Genomic DNA, 24,851 nt, shown 5'->3' with positions numbered 1-24,851 from the left:
AAAATTATTTTATTAATCCGTTACTAAACTTATTCAACCGATAAAATGGAAGTATAGGCTTAATATGTACAAAAATATAAAATATATAAATGTTAGCAAGTATTTTTAGTAAAACAAAACCAATTAATTACATTATACTGACCATCTTAATTCTATTAATCAGTGTTTTGTACTTATTTATAGACCAAGATCAGTTGGTTTGGACTACTTATGAGTTTGGTAAAAGAACTGTTTTACTAGCTTTGCTAATGGTGATGATGTATTTATCACAGTTTATTGCTACTCGTAATCGATTAGTAAGGGACAATGCTTATGTACCTCTTTTATTCGTCTCTTTTTTAATGCTATTCCCTACTGTTTTAGTACATAGTAAGGTTATTATAGCCAACTACTTTATCATGTTGGCTCTGAGAAGAATATTCTCATTGCATTCATTGAAGCAGTCTAAGGAGAAGATGTTTGATACCTCTTTATGGATTTTTGTAGCAGGGTTATTTCACTTTTGGAGTGTATTATTTTTACTTCTATTGTTCTTTGCGATAACTTATTTTGGAGCAAAAGATTATAGAAACTGGTTTATCCCAATTATTGCTTTTTTCTGTGTTTCTATATTTTTAGAATTGTACTTAGTGATTACAGACGGTAGTTATTATGACTGGTTCTGGGAGAAGTGTAGAGTGAGCTTTGACTTTATGTATTTTGAAAACGTATATCAGAATATTGCTTTGGCAGTCTATGTACCTATTGCTTTACTATTCTTTGTTAGCCAAGCAGCGAGTATTTCTTCGAAGCCTTTTAATATGCAAAGCACCTATAAGAAAATACTGTTATCTTTCCTTATAGGCGTTGCTATTTATGTGATTTCTGCTGATAAAAACAACGGAACTTTAATATTTACTTTCTTCCCATTAGCTGTATTAGGAGCTAATTATATAGAAGATATTCCACAGAAGTGGAGAAGAGAAGCCATAGTATACAGCGTATTTGGACTAGGGGTATTCTTCTACTTCATGCAGTTAGTATTATAGTTTATGTCCGTATGCTAGATCTCCAGCATCACCTAGTCCTGGTACGATATAATTGTGATCATCTAATTTCTCATCTAGAGTAGCTACCCATAGATTTACATTATCAGGAAGGTTTTCTTCTAAGTATTGTACTCCTTCAGGAGCAGCGATAACTACAGCTATATGTAGTTCTTTTGGCTTTTCTTCAGCCATTAGCTTATTGATTACGGCTACTAGAGATTGTCCTGTAGCTAACATAGGGTCAATAAGGATCAATATTTTGTCCTGGAATGAAGGTGCCGCTTGATACTCAACTAAGATCTCACTAGCCTCACCGTGTTTTCCATGACGGCGATAAGCAGATACGAATCCATTCTCAGCGTTGTCAAAGAAGTTCATAAACCCTGTGTGTAGCGCTAATCCAGCACGTAGGATAGAACATAATACTACATTGTCTTCAATGCACGTTGTGTGTTTTACTCCTAGAGGAGTTTGTACAGCAATATCTTTATAAGGTAACTTCTTGCTTAACTCATAAGACATAATCTCTCCGATTCGCTCGATATTTTTTCTAAATCGCATGCTATCTTTTTGGATATTAACGTCTCTAAGTTGTGCTAGAAAGTGGTTCAGGATACTGTTTTCTGCTGAAATATAATGAATTTTCATCTCGGTATAATTAGTACGATAAAGGTATAAAAACTATATTTGTAAATAAAATAATTAGTATGTTTTCAGAATTAGCATTTCCAATATTCGAAGAGAGTATTCGTGACTATCATAAATTTGATAATGTTGACCAGCCAATCAACAACCCATATCCAAAAGATGATATCAAACATTTATTGTATTTAAAGAACTGGATTGACACTGTTCAATGGCATTTCGAAGATATTATCCGCGATCCACAGATCGATCCTGTAGCTGCATTAACTTTGAAAAGAAGAATTGATGCTTCGAATCAAGAGCGTACAGATATGGTAGAATATATTGATAGCTATTTCTTACAAAAACACAAAGATGTTCAAGTAAAAGCAACTGCTAAGATTAACTCTGAGAGTCCAGCTTGGGCTATTGACAGACTATCTATCTTAGCTCTTAAGATTTATCACATGAATGAAGAAGCTACTAGACCTGAAGCTACTCAAGATCACAGAGATAAATGTCAAGCTAAATTGGATGTACTTTTAGAACAAAAGAAAGACTTAACTACTGCTATCGATGATTTATTAAATGATATCGCTAATGGAGATAAGTATATGAAAGTATACAAGCAAATGAAAATGTACAATGATGAGGAATTAAACCCTGTATTGTACCAAAACAAGAAATAATCATATCTTTGATAAAAAAATATAGAAAGCGTGAGTATTCACGCTTTTCTTGTTCATAACCTAATTTAACTAGTTGTGGCACAGTTGAAACATATATTGGTATTTAGATTGTCTGCTATGGGGGATGTCGCTATGACAGTGCCTGTAGTGCGTGCTTTAGTAGCACAGCATCCAGATGTACGAGTGACTGTAGTATCTCGTCCTTTTTTCAAACCTTTTTTTAAAGATATAGACAGGGTTGATTTCTTTGCAGTTGACGTAAAGAAACGACACAAAGGATTCTTAGGTTTGATCAGATTATTTAGTGACTTAAAGAAGCTTAAGATTGATTATTTTGCTGATTTTCACAATGTACTACGAGCGCAGATTATCAGAACCTTATTTAGTTTAAGTGGTACTAAAGTAGCCGCATTAGACAAAGGAAGAGAAGGAAAGAAAGAACTTACTCGAGCAGAGAACAAAGTCTTTAAACAGTTGCCCACGATGTTTTCTAATCATCAGAATACATTAGCTAAACTTGGTTTTAAAGTGGATTTAACTAATCCTCAGTTCCCTGCTGTACCAGAGTTAGCCCCAGAGTTATTACAATATGTAAAGGAGAAAGATACCGTATGGATTGGGATTGCTCCTTTCGCACAGTATGATACGAAAGTGTACCCTCTTAACTTGATGCAACAAGTGGTAGACTCCTTAGCAGAACGTGAGAAGTCTATCATATTCTTATTTGGAGGAGGAGAAAAAGAAATAGCTTTATTGAACCAGCTAAAGCGCGATAACTATAATGTAATCGTGATGGCAGGTAAGGTGAAGTTTGATATAGAGATTAATCTTATACAGCATTTAGATGTGATGCTATCTATGGATTCAGGAAATGCACATATAGCGGCTATGCTTGGCAAGAAAGTTGTGACTCTGTGGGGAGCGACACACCCTTATGCGGGCTTTGCACCATTTAATCAACCAGCAGACTATTGTATCACTGCAGATAGATCACAGTATCCATTATTACCTACGTCTGTGTATGGAAATAAGATTGTAGAAGGATATGAGAATGCGATGCATACAATAGATCCACAAGTAGTGTGTGACAAGGTTATAGAAGTAATAAAATCAGATAAATAATTGTATTTTTACAGTATAAAATATTGACTATGAACATAGCAGATTATATTAGAGATATTCAAGATTTTCCGAAGGAAGGTATTGGTTTTAAAGATATCACTCCATTATTAAATGACCATGCAGCTATGGTAGAAGCTACTAATCAGTTATTAGCATTAGTAGGTGATAAGAAGATTGATAGAGTAGTAGGGATGGAGAGTAGAGGTTACTTTTTTGCTACTTTGTTAGCAGAGAAGCTTGGAGCAGGATTTATTCCTGTGCGTAAACCAGGTAAACTTCCTTTTGACACGATATCTGAAGCGTATGGATTAGAGTACGGAACAGATATTTTAGAGATACATACTGATTCGATTAAGCCAGGAGAGAAGGTGTTAATCCATGATGACGTATTAGCTACAGGAGGTACAGCAGAGGCTGTATGTAAGCTAGTAGAGCGTTTAGGAGGAGAGATAGTACAAGTAAATTTCTTAATGGAACTATCATTCTTACACGGAAGAGATAAGTTATCTAACTATGACGTGAAAAGCTTAATTAGCTACTAATACGATAAAAAACATACTTATAGCCCTATTCAGTGTCTTATTATAAGAGACATTGAATAGGGCTTTTTTATTGTGTTATTGGAGAATAATTCTTCTTTTTTAATCCATTTTATCATCGTTATTATAGGATAATTGAGTGGAATATTAGGGGTAAAAACGCTATCTTTATAGCGTTTAGTTAGAGAATAAAATACCCTTTTTAAAGATGGTTTTTATCTTATTTTAAATATAGGAATAGTGCAGAAATGACGTTCAAAATGAAATATTAGACAATTTGGACTAAAAATATTTTGAATCAATTACGATCAAACTCTTAGTATGTAAGGTGTTGAGCGATGTTTTATTTTTTTAATAAAAACCTTGCATAATCCAATTTTAATTAGAAAACTTTGTTCATGCTTATTTAAGCAGATATAAAACTTATGAAGAGAACCGATTTAAATATTACTTTTATCTCTAACAACATTGCTTTAGCAACTGTTGCAGTTTTCTCATTATCTACATCGCGGTCATCTCGCGCCCGGGCTTAATCTTTTTTAGCCTTTTTTTAGTGTAATGCCTTTTTTGGCATTATATCTGTACATATATCATTGATTTTTAATGCTTTTCAGACAGTCTGAGGATTATTGTACCTATTCGGTATCAATATCTTGGCTCGTTTGATTCTTAATCACTTGTTTTGAAATGAATTCAAATCAGTTTATCGTAATTCCTGCGAATGAAACACACGTAGGATATGCGGAACAAATTTGTGAAGAAATGGCTCAGTCAGCTCTTGCTAGAGGGACTGGTATTGCTAGAAGAAAACCAGAGTACGTTGCCAATAAAATGGTTGAAGGTAAGGCTGTTATCGCCCTACATGTTGATGGTACTTGGGCTGGTTTTTGTTACATAGAGACTTGGAGTCACGGTGATTATGTAGCCAATTCTGGACTGATTGTGAACCCTGTTTTTAGAAAAGAGGGACTGGCAAAAGCTATTAAAAAATGTGTTTTTGAATTATCTAGAAAGAAATATCCAAAGGCTAAAATATTCGGTCTAACTACAGGGTTTGCTGTAATGAAGATCAACTCAGATTTAGGCTATGAGCCTGTGCCTTACTCAGAACTAACTCAGGATGAGATGTTCTGGAAAGGGTGTGAGAGTTGTGTAAACTTCCAAATCTTACAGAGTAAAGAGAAGAAAAACTGTCTTTGTACAGCCATGCTTTGGAACCCAGAAGATAAAGAAAAAGAGCTTCGGAATAAAATAGACCAAAAGACCAAAGCAAAAGAGAGACTTAAAAATATGCAGAAAAAGTACTCATTGCTGAAACGATTGCAAATGCAATTGAAGAAAACAGTCAAAAAAACACATCTATTTTAATTTTAAAACACATCAATCATGAATAATAAGAAAGTTGTATTAGCATTTAGCGGAGGATTAGACACGAGCTTCTGTGTAATTTATTTAAAAGAAGAATTAGGGTATGAAGTACACTCTGTAGTGGTAAACACAGGTGGATTTGATGCAGCAGAAGTGAAGACTATCGAAGAGAAAGCGTATGCTTTAGGAGTTGCTTCTCACACGACTATCGATGAGACAGAGGACTACTATAACGACAGTGTGAAGTACTTGATCTTTGGTAACGTATTGAAGAATGCTACGTACCCATTATCAGTAAGTGCTGAACGTGTATGTCAGGCTACAGCTATTGCTAATTACGCTAAGAAGATTGGTGCCGAAGCGGTAGCTCACGGTAGTACAGGGGCAGGGAATGACCAAGTGCGTTTTGATATGATCTTTAATATATTGGTGCCTAGTGTACAGATTATTACGCCGATTAGAGATCTAAAATTAAGCAGAGAAGAAGAGATCGAGTTCTTACAAAAACACGGTGTCGAAATCAATGCAGAGAAAGCAAAATATTCAATTAATAAAGGTTTATGGGGAACTTCAGTAGGTGGAAAAGAAACCCTAACCTCTAATCTATATTTACCAGAAGAGGCATGGCCTACACCGGTGACTAAAGTGACTCCTGAGACAGTGGAGATTACTTTTGATAAGGGTGAGCCAGTAGCTTTAAATGGTAAGAAACTAAAACCTACTGAGGTTATCCAACAGTTACAAGACTTAGCTCAACCATTCGGTATCGGTAGAGATATCCATGTAGGAGACACGATTATTGGGATTAAAGGGAGAGTTGGTTTTGAAGCAGCAGGGCCTATTATTTTAGTGAAAGCGCACCACACTTTAGAGAAACATACGTTGACGAAGTGGCAACTAAGTTGGAAGGAGCAGTTGGCGTCATTCTATGGTAACTACCTACACGAAGGACAATTCCACGATCCAGTAATGAGAGATATGGAAGCATTCTTGAGCAGTACACAGCAGACCGTAAGTGGTAAGGTAATCGTAGAGTTACACCCACACCGTTTTGTGGTGATAGGTATAGAGTCAGAGCATGACCTAATGTCTAATAAGTTTGGTAGCTATGGAGAGATGAACAATGCATGGACAGGCGAAGATGTAAAAGGGTTCTCTAAGATCTTTGGTAACCAAGTCATGATTTGGCACAAAGTTAATAACCAAGACCAATAGAACTATGCAGACAATAAAAGCAGGAATAGTAGGAGGTGCTGGCTATACGGGAGGAGAGTTGTTGAGACTTCTCTTACCTCATCCCGCAGTAGAGATCACCTTTGTACACTCTAACAGTAGCGCTGGTAAGCCAGTATATGAGATTCACAGTGACCTATTCGGAGATACAGACTTACATTTTACGAATGTGTTGATGGAGGATATTGATGTATTGTTTTTGTGTATGGGGCATGGAGATTCTAAAGTGTTCTTAGTAGAGAATGACATTGATAAGGAGATTAAGATTATAGACCTCAGCCAAGACTTTAGATTAAAAGATACAGCAGGAGAGTTCGTTTATGGCTTGCCAGAGTTGAATAAAGAGAAGATAAAGAAAGCGAATTATATAGCTAATCCAGGTTGTTTTGCTACAGCATTACAGTTAGCCTTGTTGCCTTTAGCACATGCAGCTAAGATGCCTGAGTCTGTTTATATCAATGCTTTGACAGGGTCTACAGGAGCTGGACAGAGTCTATCTACTACATCTCACTTTAGTTGGAGAGCGAATAATATATCAGTATATAAAGCCTTCACTCACCAACACCTTAGCGAGATAGGAGAAAGCCTTGTACAACTACAACCTGACTATGTACAGAACATTAAGTTTATCCCAGAGAGAGGAGACTTCGCTAGAGGGATTTTTGCAAGTGTGATGTTTGAATCGACTTTGACAGAAGAAGAGCTTTACACGATGTACAGCACATATTATGCATCACACCCATTTACACACGTAAGCAAAAAGGGCATTGACCTAAAGCAAGTGGTAAATACGAACAAATGCTTGGTGTCTATCGTAAAGAATGGAAATGATGTATTAGTGACTAGTGCGATAGATAACCTACTAAAAGGAGCAAGCGGACAAGCTGTTCAAAACATGAACCTGCTATTCGGATTAGACGAAAAAACAGGTTTACAACTAAAAGCTTCGGCTTTCTAACAACGATTTATTATGATGAAATTATATGATGTATACCCACTTAACCCTATCGAGATTGTAAAAGGATTAGGGAGTAGAGTATATGACAGCAAGGGTCAAGAGTATTTAGATTTATATGGAGGGCACGCTGTGATCTCTATCGGTCATACTCATCCGCACTATGTAGCGAGATTAACGGACCAATTAAACAAAATCGGATTTTATTCTAATTCTATAGAAATCCCTCTTCAGCAGCAATTAGCTGCATTATTAGGGGAAGTAGCTGGGTTGGACAATTATCAATTGTTTTTGTGTAATTCAGGAGCAGAAGCAAATGAAAACGCTTTAAAATTAGCTTCTTTTTATAATGGTAAAAAGAAAGTTATCGCTTTTGATAAAGCTTTTCATGGGAGAACTTCTCTTGCTGTTTCTGCTACTGATAACCCAAAGATAGTTGCCCCAGTCAATCAAACAGAGAACATTGTGTTCTTGCCTTTTAACGATGAGCAAGCTCTTGAACAAGCTTTCGCATCTTACGGTGATGAAGTAACAGCAGTGATTATCGAAGGAATACAAGGTGTAGGTGGGATTAAGGTAGCTACAGATAGCTTCTTAGCGAAAATCAGAAGTCTTACTACGCAATATGATGCAGTATTTATCGCAGACGAAGTACAGTGTGGATATGGACGTACAGGTTCTTTCTACGCAGTGAATGACGGTGGAGTGAGTGCTGATATCTATACGATGGCTAAAGGGATGGGGAATGGATTCCCTATTGGAGCAATAGCGATAGGAGAGCAGTTTAAGCCTTGGCATGGACAGTTAGGAACTACTTTTGGAGGAAACCATTTAGCTTGTGCAGCAGCCCTATCTGTATTAGAGGTTATGAAGCAAGACAATCTAATGGCAAATACAGCACAAGTAGGGAACTACTTAATCAATGAATTAAAGAAATTAGACAAGATACAGGAAGTAAGAGGAAAAGGATTGATGATCGGAATAGACCTTGCTCCTGAGTTAAAAGAGGTTCGTAAAGAGCTATTAGTGAAAGACCACATCTTCACGGGTAATGCAAGCCCTAATGTAATTCGGTTGTTACCAGCATTAAATCTGACTCAAGCTGATGCAGATTTATTCTTGGATAAATTCAACAACAGATTACAACAATTCTAAAAAGACAATTACAATGAAACAATTTTTTTCCGTTAACGATATACCTTCTCTATCTAAAGCAGTAAACAGCGCATTAGCGTGTAAGGCAAACCCTTTTGCAGAAGAAACTCTTGGCAAGCACAAAACAATAGGTTTAGTATTCTTAAATCCAAGTTTGCGTACAAGGATGAGTACTCAGAAGGCTGCTGCTAACTTAGGGATGAATGTAATGGTGATGAATATGACATCAGACGGTTGGGCTTTAGAGACTAAAGACGGCGTAGTGATGGACGGAAATACAGCAGAGCATATTAGAGAAGCTGCAGCTGTGATGGGAGAGTACTGTGATATATTAGGACTTCGTTCATTCCCTGGGTTAAAAGATGCTGAGGAAGACTATAGCGAAGAATTGTTTAGCAAGTTCGCTAAGTACTGTGGCAAACCTGTAGTGAGCTTAGAGAGCGCGACAAGACATCCCCTACAGAGCTTTACAGACTTGATCACCATAGTAGAGCACTTCGATTATAATTATGACGCTGCACAAGATAAATTAGTACCTCAAGGCAAAAAACCTAAAGTAGTATTGACATGGGCACCGCACGTTAAGGCACTTCCGCAGGCAGTACCGAACTCTTTCGCAGAGTGGATGTGTAGAGCTCAGGCAGAAGGTCTTGTAGACTTTGTAGTAACTCATCCAGAAGGCTATGCGCTGAAAGAGGAGTTTACAGCAGGAGCTACAGTGACTACTAATCAGGACGAAGCTTTAGTAGATGCAGACATCGTATATGTAAAGAACTGGTCGAGTTATGAAGACTACGGACAGATAACGTGTACAGATAAGTCTTGGATGTTAACTCTTGATAAATTAGAAGCAACCAACCAAGCCAAAGTAATGCACTGCCTACCTGTTAGACGTGATTTAGTGATCTCGTCAGAAGTATTAGATAGCGAGCATGCTATCGTGATCCAAGAAGCAGGAAACAGAGTATGGGCAGCACAAGCTGTATTAAAAGAAATGCTTAAAAACCAATAAAATATGCAAAGCCTTACAGTTATTAAGATAGGAGGTAATATCGTCGATGACGAGTCTGCGTTAAACGCTTTTTTAGACATCTATGCTCATATAGAAGGCCCTAAGGTCTTAGTACATGGTGGAGGTAAATTAGCTACGCGTATGGCTACACAGTTAGGGATAGAAACTCAGATGGTCAATGGGCGTCGTATCACTGACGAAGCGATGTTGCCTATAGCTGTAATGGTGTATGCAGGTTTGATAAACAAACAAATCACAGCACAACTTCAAGCAAGAGGTTGTGATGCGATGGGAATCTCAGGAGCAGACGCTAAGCTGATACAGAGTCATAAACGCCCTATTGAGCCGATAGACTATGGCTATGTAGGGGACTTTGAGGCAAGCGATGTGAATGTGGTTCGATTACAACAATTGTTAGAGATAGGGATTAGTCCTGTATTCTCTGCGATTACGGCTGATAAGGAAGGCCAACTACTAAATACCAATGCAGATACTATTGCCTCTAATATAGCAGTTGCTCTCGCTACTAAGTATAAAGTAGCCTTAGTATATTGCTTTGAGCGCAAAGGGGTACTGCAAGACATTAACGATGAGAACTCTGTGATCAATACCATTAATCAAGAGAACTTTACACAACTAAAACAACAAGGGGTGATAGCTGATGGTATGTTGCCAAAGATAGAGAACGCTTTGGCGGCTGTCAACCAAGGAGTAGATAAGGTATGTATTAAGAAAGCAGAGGATCTATTAGATATAAAAGCTGGTACTACGATTCAACTTTAATATAAGATAACAAGACAACTACCCATAACTATATAAAACCACAATGAAAGACAACTTATCACAACAGGCAATAGCTTTATTAGAAAGCCTTATAGCATCTCCATCTTTTAGTAAAGAAGAGCATTTGACTTCTGATCTAATCGCTAACTTTTTAGAGTCTCATGGAGTAGCTATTCACCGAGAGCTTTTTAATGTATGGGCGTTTAATAAGCACTATGATCCGAGTAAGCCTACGATCTTATTGAACTCTCACCACGATACTGTGAGACCAAATAAAGACTATACTCGTGACCCTTTTAAGCCTGAGATTATAGATGGCAAGTTGTTCGGATTGGGGAGTAATGATGCTGGAGGGTGCTTGGTCTCTTTAATCGCTACATTTCTTTACTTCTATGAAAAAGAGGGAATGAAGTATAACTTCTGTATCGCTGCTACGGCAGAAGAAGAGATATCAGGGAATGATGGCTTAGAATTTGTAATACCTAAATTAGGAGAATTAGAATTCGCTATCGTAGGAGAACCTACACAAATGCACTTAGCTGTAGCAGAACGTGGACTAATGGTGTTAGACTGTGTAGCTCATGGGCGCTCAGGACATGCAGCGCGTAATGAAGGAGACAATGCGATATTTAAAGCAATAAAAGATATAGAGTGGTTTAATACCTATCAGTTCCCTAAGGTATCTGAAGAGTTTGGACCTATCAAGATGAGTGTGACAATGATCAATGCTGGTACACAGCATAATGTGGTGCCTTCTACTTGTGATTTTGTTGTAGATGTACGTGTGACAGATGCTTATACAAACGAAGAAGTATTAGAGATGGTGAGACAGCATGTAGACTGTGAGGTCAATGCGCGTTCTACTCGATTAAAGCCTTCGTCTATAGCTAAAGATCACCCTATCGTACAGGCGGGTATAGCACTAGGTAGAGAGACGTATGGCTCACCTACTACGAGTGACCAAGCTTTGTTAAGTATTCCATCGCTTAAGTGTGGACCTGGCGACTCTGCTCGCTCACATACAGCAGACGAATTCGTCTATGTAAAGGAGATAGAAGAGGGAATAGCCTTGTATATAGAGATGTTAACGCAAATCGTGTAGCAAATGAAATTATGGCAAAAAAACACTACTGTAGATAGTAATGTAGATACCTTCACAGTAGGACAAGATAGAGTGTTAGATATGAACCTAGCGGCATTTGACGTTATGGGGTCACTAGCACATACACAGATGTTAGAAAGTATAGGGTTATTAGAGTCAGAAGACTTAGTCCTTATCCAAAAAGAATTAAAACAGATATACCAAGAGATATTAGCTGGTCAATTCGAGATAGAAGAAGATGTAGAAGATATACACTCTCAAGTAGAGTTATTATTGACTAGGAGAATAGGTGAAGCTGGTAAGAAGATACATTCAGGACGTTCTAGAAACGACCAAGTATTAGTAGACCTTAAACTTTATTTTCGCCATGAGATAGAGGAGATCGTGACTAAGACGAAGGAGGTATTTGATACACTACAGCAATTGAGTAATCAGTATAAAGATGTTTTACTGCCTGGCTATACGCATTTACAAATCGCAATGCCTTCGTCATTTGGCTTGTGGTTTGGGGCGTATGCAGAGAGCCTTGTAGACGATTTAGAGATGATGCTCGCTGCGTGGAAGGTTACGAATAAGAACCCATTGGGATCGGCTGCGGGTTATGGTTCATCATTTCCACTAAACAGACAGATGACTACAGACCTATTAGGCTTTCAGTCTATGAACTATAATGTAGTCTATGCACAGATGGGCAGAGGGAAGACGGAGCGTATCTTAGCACAAGGGTTAAGCGCTATTGCAGCTACTTTAGCTAAGTTCGCGATGGATGGGTGCTTGTATATGAGTCAGAACATGGGCTTTATCAAATTCCCAGATCATTTGACTACAGGGTCGAGCATTATGCCACATAAGAAGAATCCAGACGTTCTAGAGCTTATTCGTTCAAGATGTAATAAGATACAAGCCTTGCCTAACGAAATAGCCTTAATGACTACTAATTTGCCTTCTGGGTACCACAGAGATCTTCAGTTATTAAAAGAGAACTTGTTCCCAGCTTTCACGTCATTAAAAGAGTGTTTAGATATTCTTAAACTGATGTTGAACAATATAGAGGTGAATAAAGAGATATTAAGCGATCCGAAATACGACTATTTGTTTAGCGTTGAGGTAGTGAATGATTATGTACTAAAGGGGATGCCTTTTAGAGAAGCATATAAAGAGATAGGGCTGTCGATAGAGGCAGGTACTTATCAACCGTCAAAAGAGGTAAACCATACACATGAAGGTAGTGTAGGTAACCTGATGAATGAAGCAATCAAAGGAGAGTTTGACCGTGTGTACACGTCATTCAACTTTGACCAAGTAAATGAGAAACTAGTAAGTTTAGTGTTGTGATAGATTGAAAGAGGCTTTTCCACGCGGTGGGAGAGCCTCTTGCTATTTATTAATTTATCACTGTTAACTATAATTGATTTAGGGCTGTATGAAGTATAATGCTTTGTACAGCTCTTTTTTATTGTGTTATTGTAATGTGTTTTATATCTCGGCCCGGATTTGCATTCTGAGTATTATTTCTAAAGTATTAAATGTGCTTTTATTACCTTTTTTTGTGGGGTGGTCGGCATGTGGTCGGCATGTGATGGGCATTTGGTCGGCTTAAAAGTACCAAAAATAGCCTATCACTAGCCTATCATATAGGGAGCAATAGACTATCACCTCGGAGTATGATCGCAAAAAAAAGCTCTCCACTGTGGGAGAGCTTAGATTATATCGTATATCTATTATATATCGTCGTAGTCTACATAGATTTCGTCTGATGTAACGATAGCTTGACATGATAGGATAAGTCCGTCTGCTATCTCATCATCTGTAAGGATGCTGTTCTTCTTCATCACAGCAGATCCTTTAACGATCTTACACATACATGAGCTACAGATACCACCCTGACATGAGTATGGAGCATCTATACCGGCTTTAAGTACACCGTTTAGTAATACTTCACTCTTCGACATCTCGAAGCTAGCTTCTTCATCATCTACTAGCGCAGTCACCTTAGTAGTACCTCCTTCTGCCTGTACAGGGTTTACACCATCTGTGTTAGGAGTGAAGATCTCAAAAGCGATTTTGTCTTTAGTAACACCTCTATCTTGTAGAGTAGCACTTACAGTATCGATCATGTCTTCTGGACCACATAAGAAGAAACGAGCGAACGCTACATCTTTGTGTTTGTTGTTTACTACGAAGTTGATCGCTGCTTTATCTATACGTCCGAAGATAGAATCGTTCTCTCTAATACGTGAGTAAACGAAGTGGATGAATAGACGCTCTGCGTATTGTTCTTGTAGTTTGTATAATTCGTCGTGGAAGATAGTCTCTTCCGCATTTTTATTACCGTATACTAGTACGAACTTGCTGTTAGTCTCTTGCTCTAATACTGTCTTTAGTATAGACATCACAGGAGTGATACCGCTACCTGCTGCAAAGGCAGCATAGTTATTAGCTACTGAATCATTTGGCTCAAAAGTGAATCTTCCTTCTGGGCTCTCTACTTCTAGCTGATCACCAGCTTTCAGTGTTTCGTTTGCAAAAGTAGAGAACACACCGTGTTCTACTTTTTTTACTGCTACACGTACTTCTCCACTAGTAGGAGTAGAGCAGATAGAGTAAGCTCTACGAATCTCTTTCCCCTCGTGTTGGTATTTAATATTAAGATATTGACCTGCTGTGAATGCAAATTCCTCTTTTAGGTTGGCAGGAATATCAAATGCTATTGATACTGCATTAGGAGTCTCTCTGCGAACTTCTTTTACAGTTAATAGGTTGAATCTTGACATAGGTAGTTTAGTTTGAACTGACAAAAATACAAAAGAGAATGAGTTAAAGGTGTATTTAATGTTATAATGACTAATTCTTTTACAGTTAATTAACGCTTTAGAACTTTCTCTACTTAGGTATTGTCTTATTCTGTGAGAGGATATAGTGGTATGAAGTCAATGAATATGAAGGTTAGCGATGTGATGAGGTATGAAGACTGTATGAGGTGTTCTGTTATTTAGTATAATATCATGGTCAAGGTGTAACAATGTAATAAATACAATGTCTAATAGTTACTATTAAACAAAACCTAACCAATGAAACAATTTGTTACACTTTTTATGCTTCTGATTGGCTTGACTGTATTTGGTCAACTAAAAGGGAGTATAAAAGACACAGAGGGTAATCCCATTAGTTATACTACGGTATATCTAGAGAAAAGCCAACAGAATACAATAAGTAATGAACAGGGACTATATGAATTAAGCTTACCTCAGAAGGGGGAGTATACAATCGTATATCAATTCTTAGGCTATAAGACGCTGCGAAAGAATATTACCTATACTGGAGTTGCCCAGGAGGTAAATGTGGTACTGGAGTCTGAAGACTTCATACTAGAAGATATCGTGATCACAGCTGGTAAGAATCCTGCAGATGATCTGATCCGTCTAGCGATAAAGAACAAGCAGAAGAATACAGAGGGAATGTCTGCTTTCACTGCGGATTTTTACTCTAAAGGAATGCTGAAGACGCTGAAGATGTCTAAGTTTTTTCAAAAGAAGGTGCAGGTGAATGGTAGTGGATTATCTGGTGTGGATTCACTAGGTAGAGGGATAGTGTATCTGTCAGAGACAGTTTCTAGCCTAAAGTATCAAAAACCGAATAAACTAAAAGAACATATTATCGCATCTAAGGTAAGTGGGAGCAATAGTGGATATAGCTTTAATACTGCGGATGAGTCCTTCTATGACTTCTATGATAATCATATCGTGATCGGAGATATGGATACTAAACTAATCTCTCCGATAGCAGATGTAGCGTTCTCATACTATAAGTACACGCTAGAGGCTACCTTCAGAGATCAAGGGGTATTGATTAATAAAATCAAGGTAACGCCTAAGTCATCAGTTCAGCCTGTGTTCTCAGGTGATCTCTACTTAGTAGATGGGATAGGGGCTATCTATGGTATAGATTTAAAAGTAACGGGAGTAAGTGTACAGCAACCATTGATAGAAGAGATCAATGTGAGTCAGAACTTTAGTTATAATGAGGATAATAAGAGCTGGGTGAAGCGCTCGCAGAACCTTGACTTAGTCTTTGGAGCATTAGGAGTACGGATACAAGCCGTGTTCTTAAGTGTGTTTAACAACTATAACTTCACACCTAATTTCACTAGAGCGAGCTTTGATAAAGAGATTTTATCCTTTGCGAAGGATGTGAATAAGAAAGGAGATGATTTCTGGAAAGAGAATAGATTATTTGCTTTGTCAGAAGAGGAGTTGAATGATTATCGCGTGAAGGATAGTATAAGAATAATTAAGGAGTCTCCTGCGTATAAAGATAGTATTCGCAAGAAGCACAATAGATTTAAGATAGGTGATGTGTTCGGTGGATATAACTATAGAGGAGAAGATAATATGTATAGTATCGGCTACACAGGATTAATAGGGATGGATAAACCTGGATTTAATACTGTGCAGGGGTTCAATATGAAGACGGATGTGTATGGTTCTATCTATGATAAGGATAAGATAGGGTATACGTATGGTAAAGCTAGTTTTGGCTACGGGTTTGCCTCTGATAGGCTGAGAGTGTATGGAAAGCTATTGCGCCAGTTTAAGGGAGCGTCTAAGTCAGCAGTATATATAGAAGGAGGAAGTAAGATAGAACAGTATAATAAGGAGAATATACCTGAACTACTAAATACTGCATTCTCCCTATTAATGAGAAAGAACTATGCGAAGTACTATAATCACAATGATGTGTATGTGGGGTATTACGGTCAGTTCTTCAATGAAGCTCTAAAGGTACACAGTGCGATAGGGTATGAGGATAGAAGCCCGCTGTATAATAATGCGAATGGCTCATTCTATAAGGGTAGTAGAGCTTATACCTCTAATGATCCACTAGCTCCTCTAGATATGAACAGTAGCCCGATCACGAATCATCATCTATACAAGTTTAGAGTTGGTACTACGCTATCCTTAGGGATGAACTATGTAAGCTATCCTACTAAGCGTATCTATATGCGCAATCCTAACTATCCTCTGATAGAGGTGAACTATGAAAAGGGATTCAGTGGTAGTGAGAAAGGATTAGAATACGATAAGCTGGAAGCTAGGTTTAGCCAAGGACTAACGGTGAGTAATAAAGGGAGATTTGAGTATAATGTATTAATGGGTAAATATTTTGGTGCTGATGGTATCTCTTATGTGGATAGAAAACACTTCACAGGTAACGAGACTCATCTAAACATCACGAATGATAGACTGACTTCATTTAACTTATTGCCATATTATGCTCTAAGTACGAATAAGTCTTATGTAGAGAGTCATTTTGAGTATGATTTTAAAGGATTCTTGATTAATAAGGTTCCTTTGCTAAGAGAGACAGGATGGAATGTAGTATTGGGCTACCACAATGCGATGGTAAGCGATATAAAGCCATATCACGAGTTTACAGCAGGTCTGTCTAACTTCGGATTTGGTAAGATTAATTTCTTCCGTATAGACTATGTACGCTCATATCAAGGTGGGGCGTTTGCTAAAGACGGTATTATGATAGGAGTGAAGAAGAACTTCTAGTTAATCTTCCAGTATTGTTAGATATAAATAGCCCTTATAATCCATGTAGTGATTATAAGGGTCTATATGTAAAGGGATATAAAAAAACACCTCATCTAGATCAGATGAGGTGTTTTTACTATATATCGTTTTCTTATTAGAAGTTCGATTTAAATTGTTCTAAGAAACGTACATCGTTCTCAAAGAACATACGGATATCTCCGATTTGGTATAATAGCATAGCAATACGCTCTATCCCCATACCAAAGGCAAAACCACTGTACTCAGTAGGGTCGATATTACAGTTCTTAAGAACGTTAGGGTCAACCATACCACATCCCATGATCTCTAACCACCCTGTACCTTTAGTAATACGGTAGTCTGTCTCAGTCTTTAATCCCCAATAGATATCTACCTCAGCACTAGGCTCTGTAAATGGGAAGTATGATGGACGTAATCTAATCTTAGATTTACCAAACATCTCTTTAGTGAAGTATAACAAAGTCTGTTTTAAGTCAGCAAAAGAAACATCTTTATCAATGTAAAGACCTTCTACTTGGTGGAATATACAGTGTGAACGAGATGATATAGCTTCGTTTCTAAATACACGCCCTGGAGATATAGTTCTCAGAGGTGGTGTATTCTTCTCCATATAACGAGTCTGTACAGATGAAGTATGTGTACGTAATAGTTGTTCTGGATTCGTCTGAACGAAGAATGTATCTTGCATATCACGAGCTGGGTGATACTCTGGGAAGTTCAACGCAGAGAAGTTATGCCAATCATCTTCAATCTCAGGACCTTCAGAGATATTAAAACCAATGTTATTAAAGATATCAACGATTTGGTTCTTCACTAGTGAAATAGGGTGTCTAGACCCGATCTCTAGAGGGTAACCTGGACGTGTTAAGTCTCCATAAAGACCTTGCACATCTTTAGATTCTAGTTCATCTTGAATAGATTTTACTTTATTCTCGACAGTGCTTTTTAATAGATTGATAGCTTGACCAAACTCTTTTTTCTGCTCATTAGGCACCGTTTTAAAGTGTGCAAATAAGTCGTTTAAAATTCCTTTTTTAGATAAGAATTTAATTCTAAATGTTTCAAGCGTCTCTTTATTATCGGTGTTAAAGTGTTCCGCTTCACCGATGTATTCTTTTATTTTATCTATCATCTTAAGTAAAGTAAAAAGCAAATTTACTGCTTTTCATTTAGACATAAAATTATAAACAGCTATAATTTTTATAATTGTTTCTTATGTTAGTCAATAAACTTACTTTCTAAGAAGTAATTGACTATCGCTTCTTTCATTAAAACCGATTGTTCACCTGCTTTAAGGCTAGGTAGGTTTTCTTTTACATTATAGTGTGGCCATCCGTCCTGGTCAAAGTGATCAAACTCGTAATAACCATAAGGTTCTAATAGACGACAGATAGCGATATGCATTAAGTTCACTTTGTCATCTTTTTTATATCTCTTTTTGATTTTACCTAGTTCTTGTACTCCGATTAAATATATGATAGCTTCTAAGTCTAGTGTCTCTCCGTCTCCGAATCGGTCAGATACTTTCTGAACGACAGCGTCCCATCTAGCTTTTAATTGTTCATCTCTTGCCATATTGTTAGTTGTAATGGTGACAAATATACTACAGTTATGCTCTATTGTAATTAATAGAATTGTAATATCTTCGCACAGAATATATTTGAGTATTTATGTTTTTAGATATTATATGCCTTATCGCCGTTATTTTTGCTATTATAAAAGGAGCTAGAGATGGTTTTTTTATTTCAGTAGTTTCTTTTCTATCTCTATTTATCGGAATAATAGGAGCATTGAAATTCTCAAATATTATCAAAGAATTTCTGATGAATTCTCTAGGGTGGGAGTCACCTTCTATTCCTTTACTCGCTTTTGTATTGGCTTTTGTGTTGGCAGTATTAGCTGCACGCTTCATCGCTCAGTTAGCAACTAAGTTTGTACAAGCGGTATTCTTAGGGCTGTTCAACAGACTTTTTGGGGCTGTATTTCAGATCTTGATCGTGATCCTAGTAGGAAGTATCTTTCTCTCTATATTCGATGAGGTTAACGCGATATTTAAGTTCGTTAGTCATGAAACATTAATGAACTCTACTAGTTATAAAATATATGTATCTCTGTCTGAGTCTGTACTACCTAGTTTATACGATTTAGTTAAATCTCTGTTCTCTAAGAGTATTGATATGATACAAGATTTAAAAGAACCTGAAACGATCTAGATATACTTAATCGTATTCTCTTCTATCCACCCTTCTTGTTGATCATCTAGTTTCACTCTGATCCACAATGCTTTTTTCTCTAAGATATACACTTTAGTACCCTCGTGTAGTTCTTTTAGTGTACGAGAGGTGTTCTTCGCTTCTTCTTTAAGGTTTACTTTTTCTGTAAATAGGATAGCAGATGTAGTCTTAGAAGCATACTTCTGCTCGAAAGTAGCAGCGTATACACTACCTCCTATCACTAGGATAGAAACAAGCATCAATACAAAGCTAATACGCTTAATCGTACTGCTGTGATTCAGATAATATATCACAAAACACAATAGCACTACGAAGGCCATTACTGTAGCTAATGTAGCCCATTGGTCAACGGATAGCTTCCCTAATGTCTGGTGAAGTATGTCTTCGTTATCATACTGCTTCACTATCGTAATATCGTCTATAAGCTCTTTGCGCGCATAGTTTAGATTGGTCTCTATAGCGGTGTCACTAGGATTAAGCTTTAAGGCCTTCTCATAGTAATAAACAGCATTGACGTAATCACGTGTTTTATAATAAGCATTCGCAAGATTAAAGAATACTTCTGGTGAAGAAGCTTCTTGTTTCTCTATGGCTTTAAAGGTTGTGATTGCTTCACTATATTTTTCTTTTTGATACAAGGCATTCCCCTTGTCAAATTGTTGTTTCCAAGAATCCGTTTGTGCCCATGTATGAAAGCTCAAAACAAATATAAAAAGAGTGATGATGTGTTTCATGTTGGTCTATTTGAATTGTTTTTCTAGTTCAGAGATTACTGTAATCGCATTGTCATAATCTTTATTGATATTAACCTGATCAGTCGGAGCGTAACGCGCCCATTCACAAGCGTTCTTAATATCCATAAAGTTCTTAATAGCGTCTTCAGTAATATTTCTATCTGTTAGAATCTCTGTAATGTTTTCATTGCTCATCTCACTAGTCACCATGTCTAGCTTCGCTTTAAGGAAGTTGTGTAGACAGCGCTCTAGTGCTTCATAGAACAATTCTTTGTTATTGATGTTTTTCTTTGCTTCTCCTAAGTATTTTCTAGCTAGTCTATTGTTGTTTCTCAATCGGATACCATCTGTGTCTGATGCATATCTACGACGCTGTATCACTACAAGTAAGAATAGTGGTATAGCTGCGAATGGCAGTACTGTAAGGGCGTAGAATAACGTAGTGTCCCAGTAGGTGCTAGTAGAAGCTTCTACTACTGTAGGTGTAGCTTTATTCGGTTGAAACAATTCGCTCTTATCTACTACGTCTGTGTCTTTTGCCTCTGTATTAGTTGGCAGGGTAGGTCCCTCTAGTACATTAATCGCTAAACTGTCAATATGAATAGTCTTATACTTCTTAGTGCTTAAGTCAAAATATGAGAACTCCATAGGGTCAATCATATAATCCCCTTTATACTGAGGGATAATGATGTAATCGTTCACTCTGCTACCTTGCATACCATGTACCCCAGAAGTAATCTTATCTGAACTAGTAGGGTCATACATCTCTAGAGCAGAGTGCGCAGTAGGGGTGGGAATGGTCAATAAATCCAAGTTACCCTTACCTGCAACTTCAACTTTTAGGTTTAGTTGTTCACCTGATTTAAGGCTTGTCTTAGTTGGTGTTACTTTAAATGTAAATGTCCCAACACCTCCAGAGAAGTTGTCAGGCTTACCTGCTTTAGGAAGGTCTTTCGCCTTGATAGTTACTCTACCTGTACTGTATTCTTTCTCCATATACCCAAACTCAGGATATCCGAAGAAGTCACGTCTACCTGTAGGAACTTCTGCCTGTATCATTAACTCAAGAGGATCTATACTAAGATTGCCTGCTTCTTGGGCCATTAATACATCTTGCTTTAATACAATGTAGTTATAATCTGTCCCTTTATACTTACCTAGCTTCACTTCAGGTCGTCTAGGGATGTCTACATTGTGCACCCAGAACTTCTCATAAGTAGGTATTTTTCTTCCTGTATATCCTGCGATATTGGTATTGAAGTACAGTTTATACGTTATCGTTACAGGTTCGTTTATATAAGGATTCTGATTCGTCACCTCAGCGACTAGATGTATTTCATCTAGAGCTTTCTGCTGTACTTGATTATATTGCTGTCTAGGATCTTGCTTTGCTACAGCGTCAGATACTGTAATGGTAATCGGTTTGGTTTTATAGACCTGTCCATCTATTTCTATAGATGCTGAACCTATAGATAGAGTTCCTTTCTTCTTCGGTTGTAAGAAGTAAGAATAGGTTTTATTAAAAGACTTTTTACCATTTGTCCAAGCGTAGCTAACAGATTGGTTAGGCCCTCCAACTACAGTGAAATTGTCAAAACGAGGTGGAGAGAAGTTATCTCCATCTTGGTTCATAGCAAAGTCAACGCGAACATTGTCGTTAAGCGGTATGTTATCTCTACTTACTGTTGCTTCAAAGCTGATTTGAGCTAAGATTGCTTGGGTGCAAATCAGAGCGAATAATAATATGTAGTAACGCAGTGTTTTCATTGTATTCTACCAGTCTTTTTTTCTTTGTTCATTTTGTCCAGCAGGTTGTCCTTTCTCTGGTTTACCACCTTTAGGGCCTCTATTAATTAGCCTCTGCTGTACATCTTTTTCATTTTTATTCATCGCATCTAATATTCGATCCATCTGATCTTGATTAGGTGTTTTAGGGGTATTCTGTTTAGGTTGATCTTTCTTGTCTTGGTCTCCTTTATCGTCTTTATCTTTATCATTCTGACCATCTTTGTTCTTGTCATCCTGATCTCCTTTATCATTTTGATCTTGATCTTTCTTGTCTTGGTCTCCTTTATCCCCTTTGTCTTTATTATCTTTATTTTGGTCTTGATCTTTGTTGTCCTTGTTTTGGTCTTTATTCTGATCTTGATTATCCTTATTCTGATCTTTGTTTTGGTCTTGATTATCCTTGTTGTCTTGATTGTCTTGAGGATTCTCTTTGTTCATTTTCTTCGCTACAGCATAGTTATAACGAGTTTCATCATCTTTAGGATTGTTTAATAAAGCCTTTTTGTAAGCTTGTTCTGCTGCTTGATAATTCTTAGATTTCATATAAGCATTCCCCAAGTTATGGTAGGCTTGGTGCTTAGCTTCTTTGGTTGTCGCTTTTTGTATGGCTCTAAGGTAGGCAGCTTCTGCTTCTTTGGTTAATTGCTGTTTGTATAAAGAGTTTCCTAAGTTATAATCAGCTACAGACTTACTGTCTTTAGAATTAGCTATTCTATAAGAAGATTCTGCATGAGTATAATGTTTGTTCTCGAATACTTCATTACCTGTGCTCAGTGCTCTACCAGCAGACTGTGCAAATGAGTAAGCAGTAAACAATAAAAATATCGTGATGTAGAATGAGTTTTTCATAATTAATCGCATGCTATTCTTTTTCATTGAACAAATTAAGTTTTTTCATCCAGATAGTCTTTCTTTCTAGTATGAATAAATCGATAAAGATCAGTAAGAAAGCAAATCCTAAGAACCACTGATATTGAGATTGGTACTCTGCGATTTGTTGATCTTCAAAATCTGTTTTTTCTATTTTGCTAAGGTCGTTTTTAATAAGGTCTACAATCTCTTGCGTATTCGAACCGTAATAATACTTTCCTCCAGTAGCATCAGCTATATATTTAAGCGTAGATGGATTGAGCTTTGTAGTAACGATCTCATTGTTCCAATCTCTTTTATATTCCACGCCTTTAGGTGTCTTAATAGGGATAGGTCCTCCTGCCTCTGTTCCTACACCGATGGTGATAATCTTTACTTTCTTTTCTTTTGCTATTTTGATAGCATTCTCCATTTCTTCTCCGTGGTCTTCTCCATCAGAGATAAGGATCATGACTTTGCTTGTATTGGGATTGTCATAGAAATTAGAAGCTACATAGATAGCGTCCTCAAATGCGGTACCTTGTGAAGAGACCATATCTGTGTTCATCGTCTGAAGATACATCTTAGCTACGTAATGATCTGTAGTAATAGGCAACATCGGGAATGCCGTACCTGCATATCCTACTATACCTATTCTATCTGGTCCTAGATTATTGATAATCTGAGAGACTAGTTGTTTCATCTTTGCCAATCTATCAGGAGCCATATCCTGAGCTAACATACTCTTAGATACGTCTAATGTGAATACGATATCAACACCTTGTCTTTTGACTGTAATAACCTTTGTTCCTATCTTAGGATTGATTAAAGCAATTACAATAGATATTAGAGCTACTAGATAAATAGATGCCTTAATGATTGGTTTATTCTTAGATTGATTAGGTGCCAAAGTTTTAATTGCTTTAGCTGTAGCAAATGATTGTTGCTTCTTTTTCTTCCACAAGATATCCCCAATAAAGATTAAGATCAATATTGCTATGATTGAAAATAGAAAAAGATATTGTTTATTGTCTAACTCCCACATAATCTATTATATGAATCCTCTGAATAATGTTTTTTGTAATGTGAAATCAATACACAATAGAATAAAGGCAAGTAACACTAAGAATTGAAACTTGTCATCAGATTTAACGAACTTCTGTTCGTCAATCTTCGTTTTCTCTAATTGATTGATTTCTTCATAAATTGCTTTAAGCTTACTAGTATCTGTTGCTCTAAAGTATTTACCTCCTGTTGTCTTTGCGATAGACTTCATAAGCTCTTCATCTAGTTCTACAGGTACTTTCTCATATACTATTTCACCGTTCTCTCTTATTCCTACTGGAGATTCTGCTAACCCATTAGTACCGATACCAATAGTATATACTTTAATATTGTATTCTTTAGAGATCTCAGCAGCTAATGTAGGGTCTACTGTACCTGTATTATTGACACCATCTGTAAGAAGTATGATAATCTTACTTTTAGCAGGGCTGTCTTTTAATCTGTTTACTGATGTCGCTAAACCTACACCTATAGCAGTACCATCTCTTAGTACATTGTCATATTTTATACTCTTAAGATCATTTAGTATCAGTAATTTATCACTAGTCACTGGCGTCTTAGTATATGCTTCAGCAGCATAAATAACTAATCCTATACGATCTGTCACACGCTGTGATACGAAGTCTGCAGCTACAGTTTTTAATGCTTCTAAACGGTTTGGTTTTAGATCTCGTGCTAACATACTTCCTGATACGTCCATAGCCATCACGATATCGATACCATGCGTAGAGTGTATCTGTGAATCTACATTCACGATTTGAGGCCTAGCCATACCTACTATAATGGCACTAAGGGCTAGTACTCGTAAGATAATAGAAATAGGCAATAACTTTACTAATAGTGAAGTATGCTCTTGTACACCTTGTATAGTGCTTAGCTTGACAGTAGCACGCTGTTTCTTTCTGTTTTTATACCATACAAATAAGACTATTGGTAATAGTATAAATAGCCAGAAGAACTCAGGATTGGCAAAAGTTATATTCTGTATCATT

The 24,851-nt window shown here is 37.1% G+C and carries 23 protein-coding genes; 14 read left to right on the top strand and 9 right to left on the bottom strand.

Translation table 11 applies throughout. From position 1 onward, the window contains the following. Nucleotides 1–89 precede the first annotated feature (89 nt). Nucleotides 90–1,028, top strand: a complete 939-nt coding sequence (locus tag E0Z07_RS05050) for a DUF6427 family protein (protein ID WP_006257987.1) — start codon at nucleotides 90–92, stop codon at nucleotides 1,026–1,028. Here E0Z07_RS05050 and upp read toward each other — a convergent pair. After that, nucleotides 1,023–1,676 carry a uracil phosphoribosyltransferase gene (gene upp, locus E0Z07_RS05045; protein ID WP_006257988.1) on the bottom strand — a complete coding sequence of 218 codons (654 nt, stop codon included), beginning with the start codon at nucleotides 1,674–1,676 and terminating at the stop codon, nucleotides 1,023–1,025. The genes E0Z07_RS05050 and upp overlap by 6 nt on opposite strands. Before the next feature lie 59 nt (nucleotides 1,677–1,735). On the opposite strand from upp, the gene E0Z07_RS05040 reads away from it, so the two are divergent. The 11 genes from E0Z07_RS05040 to argH all read left to right on the top strand — a co-directional run bounded on the left by E0Z07_RS05040 (nucleotide 1,736) and on the right by argH (nucleotide 12,945). Further along, nucleotides 1,736–2,341 carry a DUF4254 domain-containing protein gene (locus E0Z07_RS05040; protein WP_006260432.1) on the top strand — a complete coding sequence of 202 codons (606 nt, stop codon included), beginning with the start codon at nucleotides 1,736–1,738 and terminating at the stop codon, nucleotides 2,339–2,341. 75 nt (nucleotides 2,342–2,416) lie between these two features. Further along, nucleotides 2,417–3,463 (top strand): glycosyltransferase family 9 protein, encoded by a 1,047-nt coding sequence (locus E0Z07_RS05035; RefSeq protein ID WP_131540354.1) that lies wholly within the window; start codon nucleotides 2,417–2,419, stop codon nucleotides 3,461–3,463. 29 nt (nucleotides 3,464–3,492) lie between these two features. Then, nucleotides 3,493–4,005: an adenine phosphoribosyltransferase gene (locus E0Z07_RS05030; protein WP_006257991.1), complete on the top strand. Its 513-nt coding sequence runs from the start codon at nucleotides 3,493–3,495 to the stop codon at nucleotides 4,003–4,005. A gap of 684 nt (nucleotides 4,006–4,689) precedes the next feature. Further along, nucleotides 4,690–5,370 (top strand): N-acetyltransferase, encoded by a 681-nt coding sequence (locus E0Z07_RS05025; protein WP_006257992.1) that lies wholly within the window; start codon nucleotides 4,690–4,692, stop codon nucleotides 5,368–5,370. A gap of 18 nt (nucleotides 5,371–5,388) precedes the next feature. After that, nucleotides 5,389–6,585: an argininosuccinate synthase gene (gene argG / locus E0Z07_RS05020; protein ID WP_071307007.1), complete on the top strand. Its 1,197-nt coding sequence runs from the start codon at nucleotides 5,389–5,391 to the stop codon at nucleotides 6,583–6,585. 4 nt (nucleotides 6,586–6,589) lie between these two features. Beyond that, nucleotides 6,590–7,561, top strand: a complete 972-nt coding sequence (argC, locus tag E0Z07_RS05015; protein ID WP_131540353.1) for an N-acetyl-gamma-glutamyl-phosphate reductase — start codon at nucleotides 6,590–6,592, stop codon at nucleotides 7,559–7,561. Between the two features lie 12 nt (nucleotides 7,562–7,573). Then, entirely contained in the window at nucleotides 7,574–8,713 is a 1,140-nt protein-coding gene (locus E0Z07_RS05010; protein WP_071307005.1) for an aspartate aminotransferase family protein, read from the top strand. A 13-nt stretch (nucleotides 8,714–8,726) separates the two neighbouring features. After that, entirely contained in the window at nucleotides 8,727–9,725 is a 999-nt protein-coding gene (locus E0Z07_RS05005) for a Rossmann-fold NAD(P)-binding domain-containing protein (protein ID WP_131540352.1), read from the top strand. 3 nt (nucleotides 9,726–9,728) lie between these two features. Continuing rightward, complete coding sequence (gene argB, locus E0Z07_RS05000; RefSeq protein ID WP_025124092.1) at nucleotides 9,729–10,508, top strand: acetylglutamate kinase; 780 nt, start codon at nucleotides 9,729–9,731, stop codon at nucleotides 10,506–10,508. Between the two features lie 43 nt (nucleotides 10,509–10,551). Next, nucleotides 10,552–11,610 carry a M20 family metallo-hydrolase gene (locus E0Z07_RS04995; protein WP_006257998.1) on the top strand — a complete coding sequence of 353 codons (1,059 nt, stop codon included), beginning with the start codon at nucleotides 10,552–10,554 and terminating at the stop codon, nucleotides 11,608–11,610. Nucleotides 11,611–11,613: 3 nt separating this feature from the next. Next, entirely contained in the window at nucleotides 11,614–12,945 is a 1,332-nt protein-coding gene (gene argH, locus E0Z07_RS04990) for an argininosuccinate lyase (protein ID WP_131540351.1), read from the top strand. 386 nt (nucleotides 12,946–13,331) lie between these two features. On the opposite strand, the gene E0Z07_RS04985 is transcribed toward argH, so the two are convergent. Next, on the bottom strand, nucleotides 13,332–14,384 hold the full coding sequence (locus tag E0Z07_RS04985; RefSeq protein WP_131540350.1) for a ferredoxin--NADP reductase: 1,053 nt from the start codon (nucleotides 14,382–14,384) through the stop codon (nucleotides 13,332–13,334). Nucleotides 14,385–14,681: 297 nt separating this feature from the next. On the opposite strand from E0Z07_RS04985, the gene E0Z07_RS04980 reads away from it, so the two are divergent. Then, complete coding sequence (locus E0Z07_RS04980; RefSeq protein WP_131540349.1) at nucleotides 14,682–17,168, top strand: DUF5686 and carboxypeptidase regulatory-like domain-containing protein; 2,487 nt, start codon at nucleotides 14,682–14,684, stop codon at nucleotides 17,166–17,168. Between the two features lie 136 nt (nucleotides 17,169–17,304). Here the strand turns inward: E0Z07_RS04980 and pheS are convergent, their stop codons facing one another. Beyond that, nucleotides 17,305–18,321: a phenylalanine--tRNA ligase subunit alpha gene (gene pheS, locus E0Z07_RS04975; RefSeq protein ID WP_036471075.1), complete on the bottom strand. Its 1,017-nt coding sequence runs from the start codon at nucleotides 18,319–18,321 to the stop codon at nucleotides 17,305–17,307. An 86-nt stretch (nucleotides 18,322–18,407) separates the two neighbouring features. After that, entirely contained in the window at nucleotides 18,408–18,764 is a 357-nt protein-coding gene (locus E0Z07_RS04970) for a hypothetical protein (protein WP_006258004.1), read from the bottom strand. 95 nt (nucleotides 18,765–18,859) lie between these two features. Between E0Z07_RS04970 and E0Z07_RS04965 the strand changes: the two genes are divergently transcribed. Next, the gene (locus E0Z07_RS04965) at nucleotides 18,860–19,402 is read left to right on the top strand and encodes a CvpA family protein (protein ID WP_131540348.1); all 543 of its coding nucleotides are present in this window, start codon (nucleotides 18,860–18,862) and stop codon (nucleotides 19,400–19,402) included. Here E0Z07_RS04965 and E0Z07_RS04960 read toward each other — a convergent pair. The 5 genes from E0Z07_RS04960 to E0Z07_RS04940 are packed head-to-tail and all read right to left on the bottom strand — an operon-like array spanning nucleotide 19,399 to nucleotide 24,850. Continuing rightward, on the bottom strand, nucleotides 19,399–20,157 hold the full coding sequence (locus E0Z07_RS04960; RefSeq protein ID WP_131540347.1) for a tetratricopeptide repeat protein: 759 nt from the start codon (nucleotides 20,155–20,157) through the stop codon (nucleotides 19,399–19,401). The genes E0Z07_RS04965 and E0Z07_RS04960 overlap by 4 nt on opposite strands. A 6-nt stretch (nucleotides 20,158–20,163) precedes the next feature. Next, nucleotides 20,164–21,924 (bottom strand): BatD family protein, encoded by a 1,761-nt coding sequence (locus tag E0Z07_RS04955; RefSeq protein ID WP_131540346.1) that lies wholly within the window; start codon nucleotides 21,922–21,924, stop codon nucleotides 20,164–20,166. Nucleotides 21,925–21,930: 6 nt separating this feature from the next. Beyond that, entirely contained in the window at nucleotides 21,931–22,806 is an 876-nt protein-coding gene (locus tag E0Z07_RS04950; RefSeq protein ID WP_006258008.1) for a tetratricopeptide repeat protein, read from the bottom strand. A gap of 1 nt (nucleotide 22,807) precedes the next feature. Further along, the gene (locus tag E0Z07_RS04945; protein ID WP_006258009.1) at nucleotides 22,808–23,839 is read right to left on the bottom strand and encodes a VWA domain-containing protein; all 1,032 of its coding nucleotides are present in this window, start codon (nucleotides 23,837–23,839) and stop codon (nucleotides 22,808–22,810) included. Nucleotides 23,840–23,845: 6 nt separating this feature from the next. Then, entirely contained in the window at nucleotides 23,846–24,850 is a 1,005-nt protein-coding gene (locus E0Z07_RS04940) for a vWA domain-containing protein (protein WP_006260420.1), read from the bottom strand. Between the last annotated feature and the right edge of the window lies 1 nt (nucleotide 24,851).

Origin of the sequence: Myroides odoratimimus (genome assembly GCF_004337635.1) — a bacterium.
In the GTDB taxonomy this organism is placed as follows: Bacteria; Bacteroidota; Bacteroidia; order Flavobacteriales; family Flavobacteriaceae; genus Flavobacterium; species Flavobacterium odoratimimum.
The sequence above is the reverse complement of the archived record's forward strand: the minus strand, read 5'-3'. Positions and strand labels throughout refer to the sequence as shown.

Bases quoted from the DNA above. Each gene is read 5' to 3' on its own strand.
- E0Z07_RS05050 (WP_006257987.1), top strand. From the start codon at position 90: ATGTTAGCAAGTATTTTTAGTAAAACAAAACCAATTAATTACATTATA.
- upp (WP_006257988.1), bottom strand. From the start codon at position 1,676: ATGAAAATTCATTATATTTCAGCAGAAAACAGTATCCTGAACCACTTT.
- E0Z07_RS05040 (WP_006260432.1), top strand. From the start codon at position 1,736: ATGTTTTCAGAATTAGCATTTCCAATATTCGAAGAGAGTATTCGTGAC.
- E0Z07_RS05030 (WP_006257991.1), top strand. From the start codon at position 3,493: ATGAACATAGCAGATTATATTAGAGATATTCAAGATTTTCCGAAGGAA.
- E0Z07_RS05025 (WP_006257992.1), top strand. From the start codon at position 4,690: ATGAATTCAAATCAGTTTATCGTAATTCCTGCGAATGAAACACACGTA.
- argG (WP_071307007.1), top strand. From the start codon at position 5,389: ATGAATAATAAGAAAGTTGTATTAGCATTTAGCGGAGGATTAGACACG.
- argC (WP_131540353.1), top strand. From the start codon at position 6,590: ATGCAGACAATAAAAGCAGGAATAGTAGGAGGTGCTGGCTATACGGGA.
- E0Z07_RS05010 (WP_071307005.1), top strand. From the start codon at position 7,574: ATGATGAAATTATATGATGTATACCCACTTAACCCTATCGAGATTGTA.
- E0Z07_RS05005 (WP_131540352.1), top strand. From the start codon at position 8,727: ATGAAACAATTTTTTTCCGTTAACGATATACCTTCTCTATCTAAAGCA.
- argB (WP_025124092.1), top strand. From the start codon at position 9,729: ATGCAAAGCCTTACAGTTATTAAGATAGGAGGTAATATCGTCGATGAC.
- E0Z07_RS04995 (WP_006257998.1), top strand. From the start codon at position 10,552: ATGAAAGACAACTTATCACAACAGGCAATAGCTTTATTAGAAAGCCTT.
- argH (WP_131540351.1), top strand. From the start codon at position 11,614: ATGAAATTATGGCAAAAAAACACTACTGTAGATAGTAATGTAGATACC.
- E0Z07_RS04985 (WP_131540350.1), bottom strand. From the start codon at position 14,384: ATGTCAAGATTCAACCTATTAACTGTAAAAGAAGTTCGCAGAGAGACT.
- E0Z07_RS04980 (WP_131540349.1), top strand. From the start codon at position 14,682: ATGAAACAATTTGTTACACTTTTTATGCTTCTGATTGGCTTGACTGTA.
- pheS (WP_036471075.1), bottom strand. From the start codon at position 18,321: ATGATAGATAAAATAAAAGAATACATCGGTGAAGCGGAACACTTTAAC.
- E0Z07_RS04970 (WP_006258004.1), bottom strand. From the start codon at position 18,764: ATGGCAAGAGATGAACAATTAAAAGCTAGATGGGACGCTGTCGTTCAG.
- E0Z07_RS04965 (WP_131540348.1), top strand. From the start codon at position 18,860: ATGTTTTTAGATATTATATGCCTTATCGCCGTTATTTTTGCTATTATA.
- E0Z07_RS04960 (WP_131540347.1), bottom strand. From the start codon at position 20,157: ATGAAACACATCATCACTCTTTTTATATTTGTTTTGAGCTTTCATACA.
- E0Z07_RS04955 (WP_131540346.1), bottom strand. From the start codon at position 21,924: ATGAAAACACTGCGTTACTACATATTATTATTCGCTCTGATTTGCACC.
- E0Z07_RS04950 (WP_006258008.1), bottom strand. From the start codon at position 22,806: ATGCGATTAATTATGAAAAACTCATTCTACATCACGATATTTTTATTG.
- E0Z07_RS04945 (WP_006258009.1), bottom strand. From the start codon at position 23,839: ATGTGGGAGTTAGACAATAAACAATATCTTTTTCTATTTTCAATCATA.
- E0Z07_RS04940 (WP_006260420.1), bottom strand. From the start codon at position 24,850: ATGATACAGAATATAACTTTTGCCAATCCTGAGTTCTTCTGGCTATTT.